At 69.2% G+C, this 25,066-nt stretch carries 23 protein-coding genes and 1 other RNA gene; 18 read left to right on the plus strand and 6 right to left on the minus strand.

What is annotated here, in order from left to right; all coding sequences use genetic code 11:
• Window positions 1-45: 45 nt before the first annotated feature.
• Genes INF26_RS00475 through INF26_RS00490 form a run of 4 tightly spaced genes read left to right on the plus strand, consistent with a single transcriptional unit; the run spans window position 46 to window position 3,556 of the window.
• Complete coding sequence (locus tag INF26_RS00475) at window positions 46-390, plus strand: PTS lactose/cellobiose transporter subunit IIA (RefSeq protein WP_193528797.1); 345 nt, start codon at window positions 46-48, stop codon at window positions 388-390.
• A gap of 55 nt (window positions 391-445) precedes the next feature.
• Window positions 446-742, plus strand: coding sequence for a PTS sugar transporter subunit IIB (locus INF26_RS00480; RefSeq protein WP_193528798.1), 297 nt, complete (start codon window positions 446-448; stop codon window positions 740-742).
• 29 nt (window positions 743-771) lie between these two features.
• The gene (locus INF26_RS00485) at window positions 772-2,085 is read left to right on the plus strand and encodes a PTS sugar transporter subunit IIC (protein WP_193528799.1); all 1,314 of its coding nucleotides are present in this window, start codon (window positions 772-774) and stop codon (window positions 2,083-2,085) included.
• Window positions 2,086-2,119: 34 nt separating this feature from the next.
• Window positions 2,120-3,556: a glycoside hydrolase family 1 protein gene (locus INF26_RS00490; protein ID WP_193528800.1), complete on the plus strand. Its 1,437-nt coding sequence runs from the start codon at window positions 2,120-2,122 to the stop codon at window positions 3,554-3,556.
• A gap of 350 nt (window positions 3,557-3,906) precedes the next feature.
• Here INF26_RS00490 and INF26_RS00495 read toward each other — a convergent pair whose 3' ends face one another.
• Window positions 3,907-6,054 (minus strand): MurT ligase domain-containing protein, encoded by a 2,148-nt coding sequence (locus INF26_RS00495; RefSeq protein ID WP_193528801.1) that lies wholly within the window; start codon window positions 6,052-6,054, stop codon window positions 3,907-3,909.
• A 295-nt stretch (window positions 6,055-6,349) separates the two neighbouring features.
• Here INF26_RS00495 and INF26_RS00500 point away from each other — a divergent pair, with 295 nt between their 5' ends.
• From INF26_RS00500 to INF26_RS00520, 5 genes are all read left to right on the plus strand, one after another.
• Window positions 6,350-6,907, plus strand: coding sequence for a QueT transporter family protein (locus INF26_RS00500; protein ID WP_193529412.1), 558 nt, complete (start codon window positions 6,350-6,352; stop codon window positions 6,905-6,907).
• A 3-nt stretch (window positions 6,908-6,910) separates the two neighbouring features.
• Window positions 6,911-8,197 (plus strand): hypothetical protein, encoded by a 1,287-nt coding sequence (locus tag INF26_RS00505; RefSeq protein ID WP_193528802.1) that lies wholly within the window; start codon window positions 6,911-6,913, stop codon window positions 8,195-8,197.
• Window positions 8,197-9,552 (plus strand): GAF domain-containing sensor histidine kinase, encoded by a 1,356-nt coding sequence (locus tag INF26_RS00510; RefSeq protein WP_193528803.1) that lies wholly within the window; start codon window positions 8,197-8,199, stop codon window positions 9,550-9,552. Before INF26_RS00505 ends, INF26_RS00510 begins: the two co-directional genes overlap by 1 nt.
• Window positions 9,553-9,621: 69 nt before the next feature.
• On the plus strand, window positions 9,622-10,338 hold the full coding sequence (locus INF26_RS00515; RefSeq protein ID WP_193528804.1) for a LytR/AlgR family response regulator transcription factor: 717 nt from the start codon (window positions 9,622-9,624) through the stop codon (window positions 10,336-10,338).
• A gap of 9 nt (window positions 10,339-10,347) precedes the next feature.
• Complete coding sequence (locus INF26_RS00520) at window positions 10,348-10,809, plus strand: YfcE family phosphodiesterase (RefSeq protein ID WP_193528805.1); 462 nt, start codon at window positions 10,348-10,350, stop codon at window positions 10,807-10,809.
• A gap of 25 nt (window positions 10,810-10,834) precedes the next feature.
• Here INF26_RS00520 and INF26_RS00525 read toward each other — a convergent pair whose 3' ends face one another.
• Complete coding sequence (locus tag INF26_RS00525) at window positions 10,835-11,542, minus strand: phosphatase PAP2 family protein (RefSeq protein ID WP_193528806.1); 708 nt, start codon at window positions 11,540-11,542, stop codon at window positions 10,835-10,837.
• 3 nt (window positions 11,543-11,545) lie between these two features.
• The gene (gene trxA / locus INF26_RS00530; RefSeq protein ID WP_193528807.1) at window positions 11,546-11,863 is read right to left on the minus strand and encodes a thioredoxin; all 318 of its coding nucleotides are present in this window, start codon (window positions 11,861-11,863) and stop codon (window positions 11,546-11,548) included.
• Window positions 11,864-11,950: 87 nt separating this feature from the next.
• Here trxA and INF26_RS00535 point away from each other — a divergent pair, with 87 nt between their 5' ends.
• From INF26_RS00535 to INF26_RS00555, 5 genes are all read left to right on the plus strand, one after another.
• Window positions 11,951-12,505 (plus strand): hypothetical protein, encoded by a 555-nt coding sequence (locus INF26_RS00535; protein ID WP_193528808.1) that lies wholly within the window; start codon window positions 11,951-11,953, stop codon window positions 12,503-12,505.
• An 82-nt stretch (window positions 12,506-12,587) separates the two neighbouring features.
• The gene (gene pgi / locus INF26_RS00540) at window positions 12,588-14,282 is read left to right on the plus strand and encodes a glucose-6-phosphate isomerase (protein ID WP_193528809.1); all 1,695 of its coding nucleotides are present in this window, start codon (window positions 12,588-12,590) and stop codon (window positions 14,280-14,282) included.
• A gap of 144 nt (window positions 14,283-14,426) precedes the next feature.
• Window positions 14,427-15,611 (plus strand): DUF362 domain-containing protein, encoded by a 1,185-nt coding sequence (locus tag INF26_RS00545; protein ID WP_193528810.1) that lies wholly within the window; start codon window positions 14,427-14,429, stop codon window positions 15,609-15,611.
• A gap of 43 nt (window positions 15,612-15,654) precedes the next feature.
• Window positions 15,655-16,566, plus strand: a complete 912-nt coding sequence (locus INF26_RS00550) for a ribokinase (RefSeq protein WP_193528811.1) — start codon at window positions 15,655-15,657, stop codon at window positions 16,564-16,566.
• Window positions 16,563-17,531, plus strand: a complete 969-nt coding sequence (locus INF26_RS00555) for a nucleoside hydrolase (RefSeq protein WP_193528812.1) — start codon at window positions 16,563-16,565, stop codon at window positions 17,529-17,531. Before INF26_RS00550 ends, INF26_RS00555 begins: the two co-directional genes overlap by 4 nt.
• Before the next feature lie 185 nt (window positions 17,532-17,716).
• Here the strand turns inward: INF26_RS00555 and INF26_RS00560 are convergent, their stop codons facing one another.
• Window positions 17,717-18,583, minus strand: a complete 867-nt coding sequence (locus INF26_RS00560) for an alpha/beta hydrolase (RefSeq protein ID WP_193528813.1) — start codon at window positions 18,581-18,583, stop codon at window positions 17,717-17,719.
• Between the two features lie 36 nt (window positions 18,584-18,619).
• Window positions 18,620-19,477 (minus strand): alpha/beta hydrolase, encoded by an 858-nt coding sequence (locus tag INF26_RS00565; RefSeq protein ID WP_193528814.1) that lies wholly within the window; start codon window positions 19,475-19,477, stop codon window positions 18,620-18,622.
• Between the two features lie 426 nt (window positions 19,478-19,903).
• On the opposite strand from INF26_RS00565, the gene INF26_RS00570 reads away from it, so the two are divergent.
• Window positions 19,904-20,491: a hypothetical protein gene (locus INF26_RS00570; protein WP_193528815.1), complete on the plus strand. Its 588-nt coding sequence runs from the start codon at window positions 19,904-19,906 to the stop codon at window positions 20,489-20,491.
• Between the two features lie 12 nt (window positions 20,492-20,503).
• On the opposite strand, the gene INF26_RS00575 is transcribed toward INF26_RS00570, so the two are convergent.
• Window positions 20,504-22,315, minus strand: a complete 1,812-nt coding sequence (locus tag INF26_RS00575; RefSeq protein WP_193528816.1) for an adenine deaminase — start codon at window positions 22,313-22,315, stop codon at window positions 20,504-20,506.
• Between the two features lie 89 nt (window positions 22,316-22,404).
• On the opposite strand from INF26_RS00575, the gene ffs reads away from it, so the two are divergent.
• The 3 genes from ffs (at window position 22,405) to INF26_RS00590 (ending at window position 24,925) form a co-directional block, all read left to right on the plus strand.
• Window positions 22,405-22,500, plus strand: an RNA gene (ffs, locus tag INF26_RS00580) — signal recognition particle sRNA small type.
• A gap of 248 nt (window positions 22,501-22,748) precedes the next feature.
• Complete coding sequence (locus INF26_RS00585; protein WP_193528817.1) at window positions 22,749-23,228, plus strand: PH domain-containing protein; 480 nt, start codon at window positions 22,749-22,751, stop codon at window positions 23,226-23,228.
• Window positions 23,225-24,925 (plus strand): PH domain-containing protein, encoded by a 1,701-nt coding sequence (locus tag INF26_RS00590; protein ID WP_193528818.1) that lies wholly within the window; start codon window positions 23,225-23,227, stop codon window positions 24,923-24,925. Before INF26_RS00585 ends, INF26_RS00590 begins: the two co-directional genes overlap by 4 nt.
• The last annotated feature ends 141 nt before the right edge of the window (window positions 24,926-25,066 follow it).

Here is a 25,066-nt window from a genome sequence, read left to right on the forward strand (position 1 = left end):
GCCCGGCCGCCAAAGGCAAAAGATAGAACGTGGGAGGTGAAACACATGGGAGAGACGTTCAACGGCGTCGAGGTCCCCGACGATCCCGAGATGGTGTCGTTCGGGCTGATCGCCTCCGCCGGCGAGGCGCGCAGCCTCGCCTTCCAGGCGCTCGCCGAGGCAAAGGCGGGCAACTTCGAGCAGGCCGACGAGTACATGGAGCAGTCCAAGGCCGCGGGCATTCGCGCCCACGACCAGCAGACCGCCCTTCTTGTCAACGAGGCGAACGGCAACCATCTGCCGGTCGACGTGCTGCTCGTGCACGCCCAGGATCACCTGATGTGCGCCATGCTCGCCCAGGAGCTCGTCGCCGAGCTCATCGAGCTGCACAGGAACAAGCAGGACAAGTAAGGCGCGGACGCGGGACCCGGCCCGCGCCCCGAGACAAAGGAAAGGGGAGACCAGAATGAAGGTACTGCTGGTCTGCGCCATGGGCATGTCCACGAGCGTGCTCATGAAGAAGCTCGAGAAGCACGCCGAGGCCGAGGGCATTCCCTTCGAGATCGCCGCGACGAGCGTGAACACCTACAAGGAGATGTGCGACCACTACGACTGCATCCTCCTTGGGCCGCAGATGTCCTACCAGCGCGACAACGTCGCCACGGGCAGCGGCCTGCCCACCGCGGTCATCCCGCCCGCCGACTACGGCATGGCCAACTGCCCCAACATCTTCAAGCTCATCAACCAGCTCCTGGGCGAATAGCCAGGACGAACACCACAAGGAGGTCTCACATGGCAGCGTTCGAGAAGCTGTATGAGTCCGCGTTCATGCAGAAGCTGCAGGCCTGGGGCGGCAAGCTCCAGTCCAACAAGGCCCTGAACGCCATCAGCAGCGGCATGATGTCCGCCATGGGCGTCATTCTCGCCGGCGCGATCTTCACGATCCTGGCGACCCTGCTCAACCTGGCGGGCGTCCTCGAGACGACCGACACGCTCTACCAGTGGCTCACCACGCCGTACAACATGACGATGGGCATCCTCTCCGTCGTCGTGTCCTTCGCCGTGGGCTACGTCTACTCCCGCAACCTCGGCATGACGTCCAACCTCGCCTCCGGCGTGGTGACGCTCATCCTCTTCCTCATGGTGGCCTCCCCGGTCCAGAGCGTGACGCTCGAGGACGGCTCCACCATGAGCGCTCTCAACACCACCTGGCTCGGCGGCTCCGGCCTCTTCACCGCGCTCATCATCCCGCTCGTCGCGGTGCGCATCATGAAGTTCTGCCAGGAGCACCACATCGCCATCAAGATGCCCGAGGCCGTCCCGCAGTTCCTCTCGGACGCGTTCGCCTCGCTCGTGCCGCTCGTCATCAACATCTTCCTCTGGCACGGCATCAACACGCTCTGCGAGATGGTCCTCACGACGCAGCTTCCCGGCGCCATCACCGGCCTCATCTCCATCCCGCTCGCGCCGCTCACCAGCGTGCCCGGCCTCATCGTCCTGGCCATCATCAGCCAGCTCCTCTGGGGCTTCGGCATCCACGGCACCATCGCCGTCTACCCGGTCATCATGGCTCCCCTGCTGACCTACTACCAGACCAACGCCGAGCTCGTCGCCCAGGGCCTCGACCCCGTCTTCGCCCCCATCGCCATCTGGGGCGTCCTCAACTGCTGCGGTGGCTCCGGTAACGTCCTGTCGCTCACCGTCATGATGCTGCGCGCCAAGTCCGAGCAGCTCCGCGCCGTGAGCAAGGCCGGCATCGTGCCCGTGCTCTTCAACCTCAACGAGCCCATCGCCTTCGGCGCCCCCATCATGTACAACCCGGTCCTGATCATCCCGTTCATCCTGAACGTCGCCGTGTGCATGCTCGTGGTCTACGCAGGCTACATGGTCGGCTTCTTCCAGCCGGGCTACATCCTGATCATGACCACGCTCCCGGTCGTCCTCCAGAGCTTCATGCCGTCGCTCGCGTGGCAGAACCTCCTCATCGCGCCGCTCGTGTTCGTGATCAGCTTCGTGATCTACTACCCGTTCTTCAAGGTCTACGACCGCCAGCTCTGCGAGAAGGAGGCCGCGGTCAAGGCCGAGGCCGAGGTCCAGGCCGCCTAGAGCCGACTCTGACGAGAAGGACGGAGGACTGACCATGACCGCATTTCCCGAGGGCTTCCTCTGGGGCGCCGGCACCGCCGCGAACCAGATCGAGGGCGCGTGGGATGCGGACGGAAAGGGGCCGACGGTGCCCGACATGTGCACCGCCGGCTCCAACACCGAGCCGCGTCTGATCACGCCCACCTTCGAGGAGGGGAAGACCTACCCGAACCACGAGGCGATCGACCACTATCACCGCTATGCCGAGGACATAGCCCTTCTCGGCGAGATGGGGCTCAAGGCCTATCGCTTCTCGGTGGCATGGTCGCGCATCTACCCGACGGGCATGGAGGAGGAGCCCAACGAGGCCGGCCTCGCGTTCTACGACCACGTCGTGGACGCCTGTCTCGAGCACGGCATCGAGCCCGTGATCACGCTCTCCCACTACGACATGCCCTATGCGCTGGTCGAGCGCTACAACGGCTGGTACGGCCGCGAGGTGATCGGCCTGTTCGAGCGCTACTGCCACACGCTCTTCGAGCGCTTCGCCGCGCGCGTCCGCTGGTGGATGACGTTCAACGAGATCAACACCTCGGTGAGCTCGATGGGCTGCGTCTTTGGCGTGAGCACGGTCCGCGGGTACCGCGGCAACGTTTCGCGCGCCCCCGACGAGCCGAGCGTGCGCTTCCAGGCGCTCCACCACCAGTTCGTTGCCAGCGCCCGCGTGGTCGCCTACGCCCACGAGCGCTACCCTGAGCTCCGCATCGGATGCATGAGCTCCTTCGTGCCCATGTACCCGCTGACGACCGACCCCAAGGACGTGCTTCTCGCGCAGAGCAAGATGCGCATGTCCAGCTTCTTCTGCTCCGACGTGCAGGTCCGCGGCGAGTACCCGGGCTACGCGCTCGCCCACTTCCGCAGGAACGGCATCGAGGTCAGGATGGAGCCGGGCGACCTGGAGGAGCTGCGGCGCGGCGCCGTCGACTACTACTCCATGAGCTACTACATGACCGTGTGCCTGACGACCCACGTGGGGGAGGGCGCTGCGGTCGGCGGGAACTTCTCGTTCGGCAACAGAAACGAGTACCTCGAGACGAGCGACTGGGGCTGGCAGATCGACCCGGACGGGCTTCGCTATGCGATCAACGCCGTGAACGACCGCTACGGGGTCCCCATCGTCATCGCGGAGAACGGCCTCGGCGCCGCGGACACCGTCGAGGAGGACGGCTCGATCCACGACGACTACCGCATCGCCTACCTCGAGCGTCACCTGGAGGCAGTCGCCGGCGCCATCGACGACGGCTCCAACGTGATCGGCTTCTTCCCGTGGGGGGCCATTGACATGGTCTCCACGTCGACGGGCGAGATGAAGAAGCGCTACGGCTTCATCTACGTCGACAAGCACGACGACGGGACGGGCACGCTCGCGCGCTCCCGCAAGGACAGCTTCTTCTGGTACCGGGACGTGATCGCGCGCAACGGCCTCGCGTAGGCTGGGGCAAAGCGCGGTATCGGCGGCGGGCCGGCATCTACGGGTGTCGGCCCGCCGTTCTTCTCGGCGAACCGCTTGCTGTGGGCACGCCTGGGACAGAAGTGCGGCGTCACCCCCTCCGATTTGCTGCGCGGGTTAAAACCACCGCGTCGTCCCCCTCCGTGGGCTCGTTCGGGTTAAATCCACCTCATCGTCCCCCTCTGTGGATGCAGCTCGAGGGGGACGATGAGGTCGTTTTAACCCATCGACCGAGAAGAACGGGGACGATGAGGTATTTCTAATCCGCGGCGGGCGGAGCGGTGCGCGACACGGCGAGAAGAACGGCGCGGATGGGACGGGGCTGCGATTCCCTAGCCGCGCGTGGCGATGCGCAGCGCGACGTCGTGCGCGGCCGTCTCCAGCGCGTCGTCGAGCGGCGCGAGCGTGACGTCGACGCCGCGGCGCTCGAGCGCCCGCGCGATCAGCCAGTCCGTGACGCCTGGGTTCTTGGGCAGGATCGGGCCGTGCAGGTACGTGCCCACGACGCCGTCGTGCAGCACGCCCTCGCCGCCGTCCTCGCCGTTGTTGCCGGTGCCGGCGACCAGCGCGCGCCCGAGGGGCTTCTCGCTCGCGCCCAGGAGCGTCCGGCCCGCGTGGTTCTCAAAGCCGACGACCGGGGCGTCGCACACGGGGGACTCGATGGCTACGTTCCCGATCAGGCGGGTCTCGCCGGCGACGGTCTCCAGGTCCAGTATGTGCAGGCCCTCGACCTGCTTCTCGCCCATCATGTAGGAGTGGCCGAGCAGCTGGTAGCCGCCGCAGATGGCGAGAAGGACACCGCCGTCGGCGACGTAGGCGGCGAGCTTCTCGCGCTGGCCCTGGAGCTCGTGGCACACCGCCAGCTGGTCGCGGTCGGCGCCGCCGCCGAGCAGGACGACGTCGGCGTCGGCGAGATCGAGCTCCTGTCCCATGAGGACCTGGTTGACCTGGCAGGGGATGCCGCGCCAGGCGCAGCGCTTGGAGAGCGAGGCGATGTTGCCGCCGTCGCCGTAGAGGTTGAGGGCGTCGGGGTAGAGGTGCACGACGCGCAGCGGCCGGTCGAGCGCCACGGGCGCCGGGCGAGCGCTTTCCGCCGCCGCCGTGGGCGGGGTGTGTGCCTCGGGGGCTGTCTCCAACTTGCAGAGGCGCTCGAGGTCGGCGACCACGGGCGGGAATGCCGTGTAGTTGGCGATCACATGGAGCTTCTCGCCCGCGGGCAGCAGCCCCAGGGCGCCCTCCACGTCGTCCACGAGCACGATCGGCGCGCCCAGCTCGGCGTACTTCACGCGCACCGCCATGTCCTCGCGCCGGGTGCCGCCCACGCAAACCAGCCGCAGGTCGGAGAGGTCGCGCAGGCGCTCGAGGTCGATGTCCCAGATCCAGGAGACGTCGTGGCCGTCCGCGTCGTTGTCGTTCAGGAAGAGCGCGAGGTAGCGACCGTCCTCGGCGCGCACCTGCTGGATCATGCGGTTGAAGCCCGTCGGGTTCTTTGCCAGGTTGGAGGCGACCTCGCGTCCGTCGCCGAACGAGAAGACCTTGCCGCGCCCGCTCGCGGGCTCGTAGGAGTCGAGCACCTCTTGGAAGCGCGCGGCGTCCCCGCCGGCGACGAGGCATCCCGCGAGCGCCGCCATCACGTTGTAGACCATGTAGAGGCCGCTGTAGCGCGTGCGCACGTGGTGGCGCACCACCTCGGCGCCGCGGCGGTCCTCCACGTCGAACTCAAACCCGCCGCAGGTCAGCTGTAGGTTGACGGCTGCGAAGGCGAGCCTCGGGCGCTCCCAGCCGCACTCCGGGCAGCGGTAGGAGCCCAGCTGGCCGTAATGCACGTACTCGTACTCCAGCCCCGTGTTGCAGCGCGCGCAGAAGCGGCTGTCGGAGATGCGGTCCGCCTCCAGGTCCGTGGGCTCGTCGATGCCGAAGGGCAGCCCGGCGTTGTCCACGCGGTCGGCGATCGCGGCGCACAGCGGGTCGTCGGCGTTGAACACGAGCGCCGTCTCGGGCGAGCGGCGCAGGGCCTCGGCGATCACGTCCTGCGTGTGGTCGATCTCGCCGTAGCGGTCCAGCTGGTCGCGGAAGAGGTTGAGCAGCACGAGCGCGTCCGGGCGCATCGCGGGGAGCACGCGTACGGTGTAGAGCTCGTCGCACTCGAAGCAGCCCGCCCGCGCGCCGTCCTTCTCGCCCGCCATGACGAGCGCCGCGGCGATGCCGGACTCCATGTTGTTGCCCGCCCGGTTGCAGACCACGTCGGCGCCGCCCGAGGAGAGTGCGTCGGCGAGAAGACCGGTGGTGGTCGTCTTGCCGTTGGTACCGGTCACCACGACGCGCGGGGAGAGCCCGCGCGAGAGCTCGCCCACGACGCCCGGGTCGACCCGCAGCGCGACGGCGCCGGGGATGTTGCCGCCCCCCTTGTGCGCGAGGTGCACCGTGCCCCAGTGGGCGAGCGCGCCGGCAAGGCGGGCGAGTCTCACACGCGGCTTCATGGGTCTCCTTCTGCGAGGCGTCGGGTAGCAGCACTACTATAGCGCCCCGCAGCGGCGCCCCACGCTGCGACCATGGGGTACAACTCTGCTAGTATCAGTTCTGTCGTGCCCACGGGGATGCTTCTTTTGGAGTGCTTTCCACCGGGATCCCGCTCGTCGTGGGTTCGTCATGCCCGCGCGCGGGCATCCAGCAAAGCCCTCCGAAAGAGAAGAGAGAACCATGGAGCAGCACAACACCCTCACGCACCCGACCGACCCGTCCGTCGCCCACGCCCGCCGCGTGGCGCGCGTGGGCATGATCGCCGCCGTCTACGCCGCCCTCACCCTCGTCGCCCTGCTGTTCCTCGGCAGCCTCGCCTGGGGCCCGGTGCAGTTCCGCGTCTCGGAGGCGGTGTGCGCGCTGGCGCTGCTCACCTCGGACGCCGTGCCCGGGCTCGCGCTGGGCTGCGCGATCGCCAACCTCGCCAACATCGTGCTCTCCGGCACGGGCATGCTCGGCATGCTCGACGTCGTCTTCGGCACGCTGGCGACGGCGCTCGGCGCCTGGTTCACGTGGCACAACCGCCGCCGGCCGGCGCTCGCGCTTCTCGGCCCGGTGATCGCCAACGCGATCATCGTCCCCGCCTACCTGCCGCTCATGCTGCAGGGCATTGGCTTCTACGTCATCCCGTTCACCGACATCGCCCTCGACGGCGCCTACCCCGCGATGTACGCCTTCGGCCTCCTCGCCACCGGAATCGGCGAGGCGGTGGTCGTCTACGCGCTGGGGCTGCCGCTGTTCCGGGCGCTCGGCCGCACCACGCTGCCGCGCGCCCTCGCGCAGGACGATGCCGGGCGCACCGAGAGGGGCTAGTGCTTGAATCCCGTCGTCGTCATCCCCACCTACTGGGACCGGGTCGTCAGGCCCGGGGCCCTCGGCGAGCGCGGCGTCTATGACTACACCACGCCCATCGACAAGCCCCTGCCCGAGCTCGAGAACTGCCTGAGCTCGCTGGAGAGGGTGAGCGGCGTCCTGCGCGTGATCGTGCTCGTAGTGGCGCCCAAGAGCTGCGAGGAGTCCGCCCGCGCCCGGGTGAGCTCCATCTGCCGCGCCCACGCCGACCTCAACCCCCTCATCGTCGGCTCCCAGGAGGCGGCGCACGTCGAGCGCGCCGTCGGCAGGATGGCGCACCACGTGACGGGGGAGACGGTCTCGCTGCGCGGCTACGGCGCCATCCGGAATATGGGCCTGGCGGTGGCCGCCGTTCTGGGCCACGACGTGGTGGTGTTTCTCGACGACGACAAGGTCGCCCTGGACGAGGAGTTCCTCACCAGGGCCGTGTGGGGCCTGGGCTCGCTCACGCGCCAGAACCTGCAGGTGCTGGCCAAGAGCGGCTTCTTCGTGGACGCCCTCGGCAGCCCCTACGCGGAGCCGTCCGAGGCGTGGAGCGAGAAGTACTGGTCCAAGGCCGCGGACTTCAACCTCGTCATGGAGCGCGCCCAGACGTCGGCCTCCCGCATCACGCGCTCCAACCACCTCTGCGGCGGGTGCTGCGCGCTGCACGCCGCCGCCTTCTCGAAGGTGCCCTTCGACCCCTACATCACGCGCGGCGAGGACCTCGACTACGTCCTCGACCTGCGCGCCAACGGCATGGACGTGTGGTTTGACAACGAGTGGTACGTCCAGGCCCGCCCGCCCGAGGAGATGGCGGGCGCGCCGTCGCTGTTCATGCAGGACGTCCACCGCTGGCTCTACGAGTACCGCAAGCTTGACGCCATGAACGCCCGCCGCGACCTGCGCACCATCACCCTCGAGTCCCTCATGCCCTACCCGGCGCCCTGGCTCTCGCCGGACGTCCGCCGCCGCGTGTTCCGCACGGCGCTGCGCCGCCTGCTGACGGGGCCCGACCGCCTTGCCTACCTGCGCATCCTCACGAAGGGCCGGCACGACGCGGACAAGTTCGCGCGTGCCGCCTGCTCGCGCTACCTCTCGTTCGCCATGATGTGGCCCTCGATCGTGTCCGCGCTGTGGGACGACCGCGTGATAGCCGCCGCGATCCTGCGCACCGGCGAGGTGGCGCATCCCGCGCCCGCGCCGGTCCCCGCCCCGGCCGCCGACCCGCTCGGCGACACGGGGGCCTTCCCGATGCAGGGAGGTGCGTGATGGCGAGGCCGAGTGCCCGACTCTCCGGCTGGTTGGCCGGCGGGTCCCTCGTGGTGTTCGCGCTCGTGCTCGCGGCGGCGCTCGTCTACAGCGTGAACGACGGTCTTCTCGCCGCGGCGATGCTGGCGGGCTGCGGCTTCGCGGCCGTCATCGTGCTGGGAGGGGCTATCAACCTGTCGCCGGACGACACGCGCTCCGAGGCGACCGAGCGCACGCTGCGCGTGGCAACGGGCACGCTCGCGCACCTCCACGGCGGCCTCACCGAGGAGAACGCCCGCGCCATCTGCGCGCTGCTGCTGCCGGAGACGAGCGCCGTGGGCATCGCCATCACCGACACCGAGACGGTGCTCGCGCTCGAGGGCGCCCTCGACACCCCGTTCGTCCCCGGGACCAAGAACGCGAAGCCCACGCTCGAGGTCCTGGAGAGCCGCCGCATGGAGACGTTCGTCTCGGTCGACCAGGAGAGCCAGGACGTGCGGCGCTTCTCGATCGGCAACCGCCGCGCCGGGCACGCCTTCGGCATCATCGTGCCCCTGCTGGTGCAGGACCGCGCCGTGGGCACGATCAAGCTCTACTACCGTCGCGGCCTCGACATCGACCGCACGCAGCTCGCCATCGCCGAGGGCCTGGGGTCGCTGCTCTCCACGCAGCTCTCCTCCATCGAGCTCGACCGCCAGGCCGAGCTCACGGCCCGTGCCGAGGTCAAGGCGCTCCAGGCCCAGATCAACCCGCACTTCCTCTTCAACACGCTCAACACCATCGCCTCGTTCACGCGGACCAACCCCACCAAGGCACGCGACCTGCTCCGCGAGTTCTCGACCTTCTATCGCCGCACGCTCGAGAGCTCCGAGAAGACGCTCATCCCGCTCTCACAGGAGCTCGAGCAGACGCGCCGCTACCTCAAGATCGAGAAGGCCCGCTTCGGCGAGGACCGCATCGTGGAGACCGAGCACGTGGAGGAGGGCTGCGGCGAGCTTCCCGTCCCGTCGTTCCTCGTGCAGCCCATCGTGGAGAACGCCGTGCGCCACGCCATGCGCGACGACGGCGCGCTCTCGATTGACGTGCAGGTGGCGACCGACGGAGATGATATCCTTATTGCCGTCGCCGACGACGGGCTCGGGATGGACAAGGCGGTCGCCGACCGACTGCTCGCGTCGGCCCGGGACGCCGGTCCGTCCTCGTCCTCCCGCGGGACGGGCATGGCCCTGCGCAACGTCGCCGAGCGCATCGAGCGCTTCTATGGCGTCGGCTCCGGCGTGGAGATTGTGTCCAAGCCGGGCGAGGGCACCTGCGTCACCCTGCGCCTTGCGGGTGCGCGGTTGAGACTCGTGGAGCTGAGGCGCAAGGGCGAGTAAGATAGACCCTGCCGGACGACGGGAGGACCGCCGCTCTGACAGGCGAGAAGGACACGAAGGGATCTGCACATGCGCGCGATGATTGTTGACGACGAGGCCCCCGCACGCTCCGAGCTGCGCTACCTGCTCGAGGAGACGGGTCGCGTTGAGGCCATCACCGAGGCCTCCAGCGCCCGCGAGGCGGTGGAGAAGCTGATGGAGGCCAAGTCCGACGTCATGTTCCTGGACATCCAGATGCCCAAGACCTCCGGCATGCAGCTCGCCGAGGCCCTTCACCGCCTGAAGAACCCGCCCGCCGTCGTCTTTGTCACGGCCTACAGCGAGTACGCCCTCGAGGCGTTCGAGGTCGACGCCATCGACTACCTGATGAAGCCCGTGGACCCGGAGCGTCTGGGCCAGGCGCTCGACAAGGTCCAGGCCCGCGTCAAGCCGCAGCAGCAGAGCCACTCCTCCGTGGAGCGCATCCCGGTGGTCAAGAGCGGGCGCAAGGTGCTCGTCCCCATCGACCAGATCCGCTACATCGAGGCCAAGGACGACTACTCCTGCATCTACACCGACACGGACCGGTTCCTCTCCACGATCTCGCTGGCCAAGCTCGAGCAGAAGCTCGCCCCGCACGGCTTCTTCCGCGTCCACCGCGGCTACATCGTGAACCTCGAGTACGTTGAGGACGTCGAGGTCATCTCCTCCGGCATCCTCCAGCTGGGCGTCAACGGCATCGAGGGGAAGAAGATCTCCGTCTCCCGCCGCCGCGTGGTCGCGCTCAAGCGCGCGCTCGGCCTCTAGGGGCGCGCGTTGGCCGTCAAGCGCTTCGACGTCATCTCCGATACGCACGGGTTTCTCGCCCCGGAGCTCCTGAACGAGCTCGCGGGAGCGGACGTCATCGTGCACGCCGGCGACATCTGCTCGCCCTCCGACCTGCGCACGCTCGAGACCATCGCGCCGGTGAGGCTGTGCCTCGGCAACAACGACTGGGCGTACGACTACGGCCCCATGGTGAAGGACCGTGTAGTGTTCGTCGGCGGCGACCTCAAGTGGCAGCTCGCCCACTACCGGCGACGCCTCAACCTGCAGATGTGCGACATCGCGATCTTCGGCCACACGCACACGCCGGTCATCGAGCGCGACGAGTGGACGGGCACGCTGGTGATGAACCCCGGCAGCCCCACCTACCCGCGCCGGTCGCGGCCGAGCATGGGCCGGATCTACGTCGACGACGGCCAGGTGGTTGACGCCGAGATCGTCACGCTGGGGTAGCGGGCCGGCGTCCTTCTCGCCTGGGTTAGGAAATCGCGTCCGGGTCCCGCGGCGCGTCCACGGCCACGAAGGCCGGCGCGATCACGCGCGTGTAGAAGATCAGCCAGATGAGGCTCACGCAGAAGCCGGCGAGCACGTCAGAGGCGTAATGGACGCCCAGGTAGATGCGGCTTATGCCCACCATCGCGATGACCAGGCCAAAGCAGACGCACCACACCACGCGCATGACGTCGCGGCGGTGGTAGCGCCAGACCATCCAGATCAGCAGCCCGAAGAACGCCATCGCCACCATCGAGTGGCCGGAGGGGAAGCTGTAGCCGGACTCGGAGATGAGGCGAAAGCCGGCCGGTCGCGGGCGCTGAACGATGACCTTGAGGACGGTGTTCAGCACGACCACGCACACGAGGTTGACCGCCACGCACCAGCCCGGCGCCTTGCCCGGGGCGAGCGCGGCGATCACGGCTGCCATGACCGCGAGCACCACGACCGAGGCGAGCGACGTGAACGCCTCCATGAAGGGCGTGAGCGCGTCGGAGCGCAGCGTCTCAACGAACACCTGGTAGGCAAGGGTGTCGAGGCGCATGATCTCGCCGCTCGCGACCTCGCCGAGCAGCCACACGAAGATCAGCGCGGCAGCGAGAAGAACCACCACGCGGCGGTTGTCCCTGAAAAGGCCCAGGGCGCCGCGCGTGGTCTCGCGTGCGCCCCGGGCAAGCTCCTCGCGACGGCCCATGGCCTAGAGGTTGGCCTCGAGCTCGGAGACGAGGGAGGCCTTGGGCATGTTGCCGACCATGGTGTGGACGGGCACGCCGCCCTTGAAGAGGATGAGCGTGGGGATGGAGACGATCCGGAAGCGCTCCGCGAGGCCGGACTCCTCGTCGACGTTGCACTTGTAGACCGTCAGCCGGTCGGCCATCTCCTGCGAGATCTGGTCGACGACGGGGCCGAGCGCGCGGCACGGGCCGCACCATGACGCCCAGAAGTCCACGAGCACGGGCTTGTCGGAGCTGGCGACGACCGCGTCGAACTCGGCGCCGGTGATTGCCTGGGACATGGGAGACCTCCTTGGGTCGGTCGGTTCTTGTTGGGGGTTATACCCCGAACTACACTGTTCTTATCAGCCGGACGGACGGGAGGTCGCATGGCGAGCGAGCGGGATGCGCGCAGGCGCGCGTACGTCGACAAGGCCGCGGCGGAGCTGGACTCCCTCGCGGCGCGCGGGGTGCGCGCCGGGGGCAACGCGTTCTCCTCCGTCCTTCTCGCCAAGGGCGAGCTCTCCGAGGCGGAGCGGGCCGGCGAGCCCGCGTTCTCCGGCGCCGACGGCACCGCCCTCAGGGCGTCGCTCGAGCGGCTGGGTTACGCGCCCGAGGACTGGGCCACCCTGCTCACCGCCGACGCGTCCGGCGACCCGCTCGACGCCGCGCTCCTGCGCGAGGCGGTGACCGCGCTCGACCCCGCCACGCTCGTCTGCTGCGACGAGGCCGCCGCCGCGGCGCTGCGCGAGGCCTACGCCGACGACCTCGCCGCCCTCGAGCGCCTGGACGAGGCGATGCTCGCAGCCGGCATCGTGGCGCGCGTCTGCGGTATGCGCGTCCTCAACCTGGGGGGCTTTGCCGCCGCCCTCGGAGACGCCCACGAGAAGCAGGTCATGTGGGCGCGTCTCAAGCAGATCCCGCCGCTCGGCGAGCCGTTCTAGGCTTTGTCCCCCGCGGCGCCTCCGGACGCCTGGCGCGGGGCTATCATCTAGGTATCTGTCGCACCCGCGGAAGGAGCCGCCCATGTCCACCATCTCCACGCCCGTCGACGCCACGACCACGCCCGCCTGGTCCGCGCTCAAGGCCCACCATGACGAGCTCGTGAGCTCGGGCTTCTCGCTCAAGGAGGCCTTCGCCTCCGACCCGGAGCGCGTGGGGCGCCTCTCCTTCGACATGGACGACCTCCACTTCGACCTCTCCAAGAACCTCGTGGACGAGAAGACCCTGTCGCTGCTCTGCGACCTCGGACGGGCCGTGGGCTTGGAGGAGCGCCGCGACGCCATGTTCGCCGGCGAGCACATCAACACCACCGAGGACCGCGCCGTCCTCCACACGGCGCTGCGCCGCCCGGCGGAGGACGCCGGCTCGCTGGTCGTGGACGGCCAGGACTGCGTGGCCGACGTCCGCGAGGTGCTCGACCGCATGTACGCCTTCGCTGAGCGCGTGCGCTCCGGAGAGTGGAAGGGCGTCACGGGCAAGCGCATCGAGCACGTGATGTCCATCGGCATCGGCGGCTCCGACCTCGGCCCGGTCATGGTCTACGAGGCCCTCAAGCCCTACGCCGACGCCGGCATCGACTGCCGCTACGTCTCCAACATCGACCCCAACGACATGGCCGAGAAGGTCAAGGGCCTCGACCCCGAGACCACGCTCGTGATCATCGTCTCCAAGACCTTCACCACGCTGGAGACCCTCACCAACGCGCGCGAGGCCAAGACCTGGCTGCTCGAGACCCTGCGCGCGCAGGGCGCGATCGACGGCTCCGCCGAGCAGGACGCCGAGGCGATCCGCAAGCACTTCGTGGCGGTCTCCACGGCGCTCGACCTGGTCGCCGACTTCGGCATCGACCCCGAGAACGCCTTCGGCTTCTGGAACTGGGTCGGCGGTCGCTACTCCGTCGACTCCGCCGTGGGCCTCTCGCTGATCGTCGCCTTCGGCCCCGAGCGCTTCGAGTGCTTCCTCAAGGGCTTCCACGACCTGGACCGCTACTTCGCCGAGACCCCGCTCGAGCAGAACGTGGTGGCCCTTCTCGGCCTCCTCAACGTCTGGTACGTCAACTTCTGGGGCGCCGAGAGCCACGCCGTGCTGCCGTACAACCAGTACCTGCATCGCTTCCCGGCCTACCTCCAGCAGCTCACGATGGAGTCCAACGGCAAGAGCGTGCGCTGGGACGGCAGCCCCGTGACCTCCGCCACCGGCGAGATCTTCTGGGGTGAGCCGGGCACCAACGGACAGCACGCCTTCTACCAGCTTATCCACCAGGGCACCCGCATGATCCCGGCGGACTTCATCGCCTTCGTGAACACGCCCAACCCCGCCAAGGACGGCGAGCAGGACGTCCACGAGCTCTTCCTCGGCAACTTCCTGGCGCAGACCAAGGCGCTCGCCTTCGGCAAGACCGCCGACGAGGTCCGCGCCGAGGGCACGGCCGAGTGGATGGTGCCGGCCCGCTGCTTCGACGGCAACCGCCCGACCACCTCGATCTTCGGCGTTGACCTGACGCCGCACGCGCTCGGCGAGCTCATCGCGCTCTACGAGCACATCACGTTCGTCGAGGGCACGGTCTGGGGCCTGGACTCCTACGACCAGTGGGGCGTCGAGCTGGGCAAGCAGCTCGCCAAGCAGATCACGCCCGCCTTCCACGACGACGCGGCGCTTGCCGAGCAGGACGCGAGCACCCAGGCGCTCATCGCCTACTACCGCGCTCACCGCAAGTAGCGTGCAAAGGGGACAGGCACTTTCGCACGTTTCGGGCCGCCGGGTTCTTCTCGCCCGGCGGCCCCTCTCTGTGAATTGGGGACAGTCCCCGATTCGCGGAGACGGCGTACAATTTCTGCGAGGGAATTCAACGAGAGGGGTCGCATGGACACCGCGAAGGTCTACTACACCAACCTGCGCACGTACGCCAAGGAGAGCCAGCTCGACAAGCTCAAGCGCCTCATCAAGCGCGCGGGCATCGGCCAGATAGACTTCGAGAACAAGTTCGTCGCCATCAAGATTCACTTCGGCGAGCTGGGCAACCTCAGCTTCCTGCGCCCCAACTACGCCCGCGCCGTGGCCGACGTGGTCAAGGAGCTGGGCGGCAAGCCTTTCCTCACGGACTGCAACACGCTTTACGTGGGCAGCCGCAAGAACGCTCTCGAGCACATCGACTGCGCGTACCAGAACGGCTTCACGCCCTACGCCACCGGCTGCCAGGTGATCATCGCCGACGGCCTCAAGGGCACCGACGAGGCGCTCGTCCCCGTTCGAGGCGGCGAGTACGTGAAGGAGGCCAAGATCGGCCGGGCCCTCATGGACGCGGACATCGTGATTTCCCTCACGCACTTCAAGGGCCACGAGCAGGCCGGCTTTGGCGGCTGCATGAAGAACCTCGGCATGGGCGGCGGCAGCCGCGCGGGCAAGATGGAGCAGCACGCCGCCGGCAAGCCCAACGTCAAGACCGAGCGGTGCATCGGCTGCCACGCGTGCGAGCGCATCTGCGCGCATGGCGCTATCAGCTTTGACGAGACGCGCGAGCGCGAGCTGCCGAGCGGCAAGACCGTCACCGTGCCCGTGGCGCACATCGACCACGACCGCTGCGTGGGCTGCGGACGCTGCATCGGCGCCTGCAACCAGGACGCCGTCGTGCCCGGCTCGGACGCCGCCGTCGACGTGCTCAACTGCAAGATCGCCGAGTACACGCAGGCCGTGGTGCAGGACCGCCCGAGCTTCCACATCTCCATCGCCACGGACATCAGCCCCAACTGCGACTGTCACCCCGAGAACGACACGCCCATCGTGCCCGACCTCGGCATGTTCGCGAGCTTCGACCCCGTGGCCATCGACCAGGCCGCGATCGATATGGCGCTGGCCGCGCCCGCGCTGGCCAACTCCGAGCTCACGGACATGCGCGCCAAGCTCGAGGCCGAGGGCGGCATCCCCGAGCGCTGCCAGCACGACCACTTCAACCTCACGCACCCGGACACCAACTGGCGCTCCATGATCGAGCACGGCGAGAAGATCGGGCTGGGCACGAGCCACTACGAGCTCATCGAGGTCAAGTAGCGCAGTCCGCCGTCCCTCTCGCCGCCGACGACAGGAGGCAGCCATGCCCAAGGTCATCGTCTTCGGAAGCGTGAACATGGACCTGTCCGTCGACGCGCCGCGCGTGCCGGCCGCCGGGGAGACGCTGGCGGGTTCCGGCTTCATAACGGCCGCGGGCGGCAAGGGGGCCAACCAGGCCGTCGCCGCGGCGCGGCTGGGCGCCGACGTCCGCATGGTCGCCGCGGTGGGCGCCGACGGCTTCGGCGAGGAGCTCACGGCCGGCCTTGCGGCGGCGGGGGCGGACGTCTCGCTCGTCCGGCGCGTCGCGGGCGAGACCACGGGCGTCGCCGTCATCCTCCGCACGGACGGCGAGAACCGCATCGTCCTGCACGCGGGCGCAAACCACGTCCTCACGGCCGACGATGTGGTCGCCGACCTGCGGCGCATTGGCGAGAAGGACGACGTCTTCGTGACCCAGGGGGAGTGCGACCCCCTCGCCACGGAGGCCGCCCTGCGCGCCGCCCGAGAGCTCGGCCTCTACACGATCTACAACCCCGCGCCAGCCCGTCCCGTGCCGGACGACCTCTGGCCGTGCGTCGACCTCGTCTGTCTGAACGAGACCGAGTGCCAGGTCATGTGCGGCGTGCTGCCCGTGGACGACGCCACGTGCCTCGCCGCCGCGCGCCGTCTGCGCGAGCTGGGAGCGGGGGCGGTGGTGATCACGCTCGGCGCCGCGGGCTCCTTCGCCCTGGGTGCCGACGGCGAGACCATCCGCATGCCGGCCGCTCCCGCGACCGTCGTGGACACCACGGGCGCCGGAGACACCTTCATCGGGGCGCTCGCGGCCGGGCTCGCGCGGTCCTTCTCGCTTGCCGAGTCTATGAGCTGGGGCGCATTGGCCTCCGGCATAGCCGTGAGCCGCCTCGGGGCCCAGCCGTCCATACCCACCGCGGCGGAAGTGGAGGCCCTGCGATGAGCGACGGGCGCAAGAGGCTGGTCCTGGACCTGGACACGGGCGTCGACGACGCGCTGGCGCTCGCCTATGCGCTGGGCAGCCCCGAGGTCGAGCTCGTCGGCGTCGTCTGCACCTACGGCAACGTGACCATGCGCACGGCGGTGCGCAACACGTGCGCGCTGCTCGAACTGCTGGGCCACCCGGAGGTCCCGGTCCTCGCCGGGGCCGACCGCGCCCTCGCCGCGACGTCCCCGTTTGCGCCGCCGGCGGCCGTGCGGCGCATCCACGGCGAGAACGGGCTCGGCGACCAGCCGGTCTCCGGTCGGTGCCGCTGCGCGCCGGGCGACGGCGTGGCCTTCCTGCGCGACGAGCTCCGCCGCGCGGAGGGGGACGGCGCGGAGCTCGTCTACGTTCCCACCGGGCCGCTCACCAACCTCGCCCACATGCTCACGAGCATCCCCGGCCTGGCCGACGCGCTCGGTCGCGTGACCTTCATGGGCGGGGCGCTCGCCGTGCCGGGCAACGTGACGCCCTGCGCCGAGGCCAACGTCGCGAACGACCCCGCCGCCGCGGACGCGGTGCTGCGCGGCGGGCTACGCACCCGGATGGTCGGCCTCGACGTGACGCATCAGGCGGTGCTCGCGCGCGACGACACGGCCGCCTGGCGCGAGCTGGGCACGCCCGCGGGGATCTTCCTCGCCGACGTGACCGACCACTACATCTCCGTCTACGAGGAGAACAACCCGCTGATGGGAGGCTGCGCGCTGCACGACCCGCTCGCCGTGGCGGCGGCGATCGACCCCTCGCTTGTGGGCCGTCTGCCGACGAACCTGCGCGTGGACCTCGAGGGGCCGACGCGCGGGCGCACCGTCTGCGATCCCGACCGTCTGCGCGACGAGGAGAAGACCTGCGAGGTCGCGCTCACCGTCGACGTCCCGCGCTTCCTGGGCGAGTTCCGCGCCCGCGTGGCCCGGGCGCTGGCCTGAGAGCGCCGAGTCTGTACTTTTGCCCGGGAGAGCTGAGTACAGACTCAATCTCTCACGATAAATGCGCTGGTAGAGAGCGCACGCATCGAGTCTGTATTTCGTGTTTCCGCCAAAAAGTACAGACTCGATGAAAAGTGGCGCGGAGGCTTCCCTCCGCGCCGCTCGCATGCCGGCAAAGCGTTCCGTCAGCCCTGCTGCTCGGGTGGGCGGAGCTTGGTCAGCGCCGTGTAGTCCACGTCCGCCGAGCTCGGCTGCATCGGGCCGGGTGCGTACCAGTCCAGCGCGCAGTCGATCCACGCGTTCCAGAACGGCCACTCGTGCGCGCCGATGTCCGGCTCCCAGTAGGTGACGTCAAAGTCGGCGTCGCGCAGCAGCCGCACGAGGTCGCGGTTGTTTTCGCAGAGACTGTCGTGCAGACCGCACGCGGCGTAGAAGCGCGGCTTGGGCAGCTCGGGGTCCTGACGGAACTTGTCGATCAGCGCCACGTAGTCCTTGTCGGAGCCGATGACCGTGTCGATGTCACCGAAGAAGCGCTCGTAGTACTTGCGCTTGCGCGGCGAGCGGCTCTCCACAGCCTCGAGCACGCGGTCGCGCATGAACGCCCCCGAGAGGATGATGATCGAGCCGAAGCGGTCCGGCCGCAGCAGGCCGTTGATCAGCGCCGTGTACGCGCCGATCGAGATGCCGGCCAGCGCCGTGTCTTCGCGCTTGGTGGACAGCGGGAAGAGGCGACGCGTGAAGTCCACCAGCTCCTCGCTGATGAACTTGCCGTGCCACTCGTTTATCTCGGGCTTGTTGAGGTAGAGGCCGTCTTCGCCGGAGGGCATGACGAGCGCGATGTCGCGGGCCTCCGCCGTCTCCACGACGTGCGTGCGGTCGATCCAGTCGACGTCCTGGCCGAAGAGGCCGTGCAGCAGGTAGACCGTGCGGTACGGCCCGCGCCGCTTCTTGGCCAGCTTGTTGCCGTCCATCTTGTCCGCAGGTATGACGACCGTGAGCACCACGTTGCGCTCAAGGTAGTGGGAGTAGAAGTCGACCCTGAGCAGTGCCATTCTCGCATCCCTCCCGAGGGGTTCGCGGATCTCGCGCTACAGGAGCCAGTTCAGCGCCTTGGGCAGCGCGGCGTTCCAGAAGTCCCAGTCGTGCCCGCCATGCATCTCATCATAGGTGACGTCAAGGCCGGTGTCGCGCATGCGGCCCGCAAGCATCCGGTTGGCCTCGGCGAGCGGGTCCTGGTCGCCGCAGGTCATGAAGATGCGCGGGCGCGGGCGGTCGCAGTAGACGAGATCGGCGGCCAGGCGCGCGGGGTCCTTGTCGGAGTCGCGCACGTGGGAGAGGTCGCCGAAGGTGTGTTCGAGGAAGTCGCGCGAGAGGAAGAACAGGCCGTCGGAGGAGATGACCTGGTCGAAGTTGTTGATGATCATCGCCGAGGACAGCGACACGATCGCGCCGAACGTCTCGCAGTACTTGAGGCCGTTGCGCAGCGCGCCGTAGGCGCCCATCGAGATGCCGCCGATGAAGGTGTCCTCGCGGCGCGTGGAGAGCGGGAACATCCGGCGCGCCACCTCCACGAGCTCCTGGCCCACGAAGCGCCCGTAGTAGTTGTGGACCTCGGGCTGGTCCAGGTAGAACGCGTTGTAGCCGGAGGGCATGACCACGGCGATCCCGTGGCTCTCGGCCCAGCTGCGGATGCGGGTCTCGCTGATCCAGTCCGCGTGGTTGCCCGAGATGCCGTGCAGCAGGAAGAGCGTCTTGAACGGTGCCTTCCTGGGCGGGTAGGGGGCCTGCTCCCAGGCGCGCATCTCCGCCTCGAGGGTGCCGCCGGCGTGGCGCATCGCGGAGTCCGCGGCGTAGGCCGCACCCTGGTCGTCGACGGGCAGGATGACCTCGAGCGTGGTGGTGCGCATGAGGGAGGAGGAGAAGTAGTCAACGCTGATGAGGGCCATGGGGGCTCCTTTGGTCCGGCGAGAGGAACGCGGACCAGTATAGCGCGCCACCGACGCCCGCTCTGCCGCGCGCTCGGGCTCAGTCGGGTCCGCATCCGGAGGGTTTGGGTTCGCGGGGCACGTCCGGATCGGAATCTGCCCCGTGCCGCCCAAATGGACGGAGGCCCACGGGATCGCTCCCTGCGGGCCTCCACTTCGGCAGCTGCCAAGCTATGCGCTTTACAGTGCGTGCGCACGCGATTGTCTCGTCGGGCGCTCGCTCCCTGCACGGTGAGTATCATTTCCCATGGGCGGCGTCGCCGCCACGACGCGCCGGCGAACGGTCTGTTTCACCGGCCGAGCACAACTCGCCAACACGCCCTCCACAAGCCTTGCGCCCTTCACATGCGCTACGATTTGTCGGGTGAGCGCGAGAGAGGAGATCTCATGGCAAAGAAGAGCGCGAAGTCCGCGGCCCGGCGCCGCGACGGCGAGAAGGGCGTCGAGCCGTTCCGCTTTGACGACTCCAAGTACGGGTACACGCTCTTCTCGGCGTCCTTCGACTACGGCGAGCTCAACTTCGCCCGAGCCGCCGAGATGCTCGCCCCCCGCGCGCCGCTGGCGCTCAAGCTCGTCTCGGCCGTGCCGCTCCTGGGCATCGTGCTCTGTGCGGTCTTTGCCCGGGGCAACAGCGTGCCCCTGTACGTCTGCTTCGCGCTCGCCATGGGATGCATCGTCCTCACGGGCAACTGGGACCGGTGCCTGCGCGGCTACGCGCGGCAGTCCACGCTCGCGCCCGCCGCGGGCGGCGAGCGCCGCCACGTCGCCGTCACCGAGGACGCCGTCCACCTGGAGAACGAGCAGGGCCCCATCGGCAGCTACGACCTCTCCGAGCTGCGGACGGTTTACCGCAACAGCGACTGCATCCTGGCCGGTTTCGGCGACAAGCGCTACGTCTACGTCCCCCGCGTCGCGCTGAGCGAGGGCCGCTTCCGCGAGCTCGGCCGCTTCCTCGAGGAGCGCCGCGGGACCTAGCGCCCCGGCGCGCTACTCCGCCAGCAGCGGCTCCATCTCGAAGGTGAGGCAGTTCACGTAACCGCGGTTGGTGAGGCGCAGCTCCGGAACGCACGCGAGCGACATCACGCCCATCGTCATGAACGGCGAGGGCATCGTGCAGCCCATCTGCTCCCAGGCCCTTCTCGCCGCCGCGACCTTCTCGGCCACGACCTCGACGCGCTCGGTGCTCATGAGGCCGCAGACCGGCAGCTCCACGAGCGCGAGCACCTTGCCGTCCGCGACCGCGACCTCGCCGCCGCCGCACTCCGCGAGCGTGCGCGCCGCGAGCGCCATGTCCTCGTCGTTGTCGCCCATGACGAGCAGGTTGTGCGCGTCGTGGCTCACGGTCTGCGCGAGCGCGCCGTGGATCCCGAAGCCGGTCACGAAGCCGAAGGCGTGCGTGCCCGCCGCGCCGTGGTGACGGTCGAAGACGGCAACCTTGAGGACGTCGTGCGCGGGGTCGGCCTGGAGCGCGCCGCCCGCCACCGGCACCTCCACGACCGCGTTGCGCGTGATCGTGTCGCCGGGCTCGATGGCCATCGAGCGCACGCGGGCCGTGCCGTCGGGCAGGTCGACGGGGATGCGGAAGGTCTCGGGCGTGGGCGTGAGGCCCAGGTTCATCGTGTGGGTCATGAAGTCGGGCCAGGCGTAGGGCTCCACCTCGAAGCACGCGCGGCCGTCCTCGGCCACCAGCTCGCCGTCGATGAAGACCTTGCGCGCGAAGAAGCCCTCCAGGTCGTCGAGAAGCACGATGTCGGCGCACTTGCCCGGCGTGACGGAGCCCATGTCGTTCCCGAGCCCGAAGTACTCCGCGCAGTTGATCGTCGCCATCTGCAGGGCGGTGACCGGGTCCAGGCCCAGGTGCACGCACTCGCGCAGGATGCGGTCCATGTGGCCCTCGTCCACGAGCGTGTGCGGGTGGTTGTCGTCGGAGCACAGCAGGCAGTGGCGCGTGTCAACGCCGCTCGCCACGAGCTGCGGCAGGTAGCCGGGGAGGTTGAGCCACGCCGAGCCCTGGCGCAGCTGCACCCACATGCCCATGCGCAGCTTGGCGAGCACCTCGTCGAAGCTGCCGGACTCGTGGCAGGAGGAGATGCCTGAGGCCACGTAGGCGCTGAGGCCGCGGTCGCGGTCCGGCGAGGGGAAGTGCCCGGTGATCACGCGGTCGGCGCGCAGCGTCTCGCGCACCTCGTCGAGGGTGTTCTGCTCGCCCGCCAGGATGCCGGGGAAGTTCATCATCTCGCCGAGCGCGACCACGTTGTCCCAGGTCATGCTGTCCGCGATGTCCGCGGCCGTGACCTCGGCGCCCGTGTCCTCCACGCCTGTCACCGCCGGCACGCACGACGGCGGCGTCATCATGGCCTTGAGCGGCACGCGCCGCGCGTCCTCGAACATCGCGCGCACGCCGGGCATGCCGGCGACGTTGCCCACCTCGTGCGGGTCGCAGAAGATGCCGGTCGTGCCGTGCGGGACCACGGCGCGGGCGTACTCGGCCACGCCGATCATCGCGCTCTCCACGTGGATGTGGCTGTCCATGAGGCCCGGCGCGGCGTAGAGCCCGGAGGCGTCGACGACCAGCGTGTCCGGACCGATGCAGTGCTCCGCCGTGTGCTCGCCCAGGCCGAGGTAGGCCACGCGCCCGCAGGCCACGGCGATGTCGGTGTCCGGCAGGATCTCGTGGGTGGTCACGCTCACGAGGTTGGCGTGGCGGATTACGAGGTCGGCGGGCTTCTCGCCCTGCGCCACGCGCACGAGGTCCTCGTTGCACTCCCAGAGCGGCATCCTGCAGAAGCGGTTGATCATGGCGACCTCCTTGTGGGCGACGTTTGGACAAGGGTAGCGCGAGCGCGACGCACGGGCGCCGACTTTGCTAAAGTGTTCCGCGAGCGCGTTCGGTGGGTTCGGGTGACGCAACACCTCGAACCTGGTCAGGGCCGGGAGGCAGCAGCCATAAGGGGCCTCTGGCGGGCACCCGTTCCCACCGAGCGCGCTTTTTTGCTGCCGCGAGGTCCCGGGTTAAAACGACCGCATCGTCCCCGCCCTTCTCGGCGCCTGGGTTAAAACGACCTCATCGTCCTCATCGAAACGCCTCCGGAAAGGGGGACGATGAGGTGGTTTTAACCCGCCCGGCCGCTCGGACGGGGACGACGCGGTATTTCTAACCCCGATGGCTCGGCGAGAAGGACCGCGTCGTACGTGCGATAATGGCGCAGTCCCCCGGACCGAAGGAGCCATCGTGAGCGACCTGCCCTCGCACCGTCTTGACTCGCGCATGCTGCGCGTTTGGTACGTCTCCGACGTGATCGGCATTGCGGTGGTGGCCGTGCTGGCCGTGGTGGCCTGGGCGATCGTGCGCCACCTGGGCGGCGACGTCTTCTGGGTCTATCTGGTGGCCGGCGCAATCGAGCTCGTCTGCGTGGGCGACCTGCTGATCTCCCCGCGCGTTGAGATGGCCACCTGGCGCTACGACGTCACGCCCACCGACGTGGACCTCTACCACGGCGTCTTTGTGAAGAAGCGCGTGATCGTGCCGCTCGTGCGCGTCCAGCATGTGCAGACCAAGCAGGGCCCCATCCTGCGTGCGAACGGCCTGGCCACGGTGACCATCTCCACCGCGGGCGAGAGCTTCGAGATCCCCGGCCTCGCGGAGGCCGACGCCGCCGCGCTGCGCGACCGCGTGGCCGAGCTCGCGCGCCTCGCGAAGGAGGACGTGTGACCCCGGGCGAGAAGGACGGTCGGCCCCCGGCGCCGGGTGCGCCGTCCGGCGGAAAGGACCTCGAACGCGAGGTCGAGCGCCTTGCCGTCCCGGAGCGCTCGCTCCTCGAGCGCGATGGCGGAGTGGCGGCGGTGTCGCCGGGCGAGCACCGCGCCAACCCGCTCTCCGTGGTGGTCGAGGCGCTCAAGATGGCCTCCGGCCTGGTCGTGCTCATGGCGTTTGGCCTCGCGGGTGACTTCTTCGCGGGCGATCTCCCCACGCTCGCCACCCTCGTGCTCGCCGCGGCGGGGATCTTCGCGGCGTGTCTGGCGCTGAGCCTCGTCGTCTGGCGCGTCCGCACCTGGGAGCTCACGGACGAGGGCGTCGTCATGCGCTGGGGCCTTCTGAACAAACGCCAGCTCACGATACCCTACGAGCACATTCACACGGCAGACATGAGTTCCGAGCTGCTCGACCGGCTCTTTGGTCTCATGACGCTCGACCTCGACACGGGCGCCGCCGCGGCCGAGGGCGACGCCGCCCGGATGCGGGGCCTGCGCGCCGGCGAGGCGGAGGCGCTCCGTGCGGAGCTCTTCCGCCGCAAGCGGGCGGCCGGCTCGCCAGCGGGCGAGAAGGACGGCGCGCCCGCCGCGTCTGACGACGGCGTGCCCGACGAGCGACCGCTCGCCACCTTCGAGCTCGCGGGACGCCAGCTCCTGCTCGCCGCGGCGTCCCAGACGAGCGCCGCGAGCCAGGCGGTGGCGCTCGTCGTCCTTCTGGTCAACGGTCTGAACCAGCTCATCGAGTGGGGCGTCCTCGACCTGGCGGGCACCGGCGACGAGCTGGTGGCGACCGCGCTGCCAGTGCTCGTGCCGGCGGTGGCCGCCTTCGTGCTGGCCGCCATCGTGCTGGGCGCCGCCGTCTCGTTTGTGCTCGGCCTCGTGCGCTATGCAGGGTATCGGGTGGAGCGCTACGCGGACCGCGTCGTCGTGGAGCACGGCCTGCTCTCGCGCTCGTCCCGAACGGTGGCCGTGGATCGCGTCCAGCACGTGGTCGTGCGGCAGGGGATCATCCGCCAGCTCGTCGGCTACGCGGAGGTGTACGTGCAGGTGGTCTCGGCCCCGGGCGAGGCGGACGGCGAGCCCTCGGGCAGCGTGCTGCTCCACCCCTTTGTGCGCATGGGCGAGCTCGACGCCCTTCTCGCCGAGGTCCTGCCGGCCTACGCCGGCGTGGTCGGCCAGGTGGAGCTGCGGCGCCTTGGCCCGGTTGCGTGCCGGCGCGCCGTGGTGCGCGCCGCGATCTGGTGGCCTTTCGCGACGGCGATCTTCTTCGGCGTGCACTGGCTGTTCGGCCTCTCCGGCCTGCTCGCGAGCGCAGGATGGCTGCTGGGCCCCCTGCTCGTGGCAGCGGTGCTGCTGAGCGTGGTGCTACTGGCGGGCCTCGTCGTCGACGCCCTTCTCGCCTGGCGGGGCGCCCGCTACGGGCATACGGCTCGTGAGCTGGTGCTGGTTTCCGGAGGCTTCACGCGCCGGACTACGATCGCGCCGCGCTCACACCTGCAGCGGATGCAGGTCTCGGCGAGCCCGTTCCAGCGTCGTGCCGGCGTGGCCACGCTCTCCGCGCGGACCGCGGCGAGCGACGCGGAGGGCCTGGAGCTGCGTGACGTTCCCGCGGACGACGCCGACGCCCTTCTCGCCTGGTTCCGCCCGCGCGGGTGAGGCCTGGGTTAGAAACAACGCATCGTCCCCGCCCTTCTCGGCGTTTGGGTTAAAACGACCTCATCGTCCTCATCGAAACGCCTCCGGAAAGGGGGACGATGAGGTGGTTTTAACCCGCCCGGCCGCTCGGACGGGGACGAC

This window comes from Thermophilibacter gallinarum (genome assembly GCF_014982725.1).
Lineage (GTDB): Bacteria > Actinomycetota > Coriobacteriia > Coriobacteriales > Atopobiaceae > Thermophilibacter > Thermophilibacter gallinarum.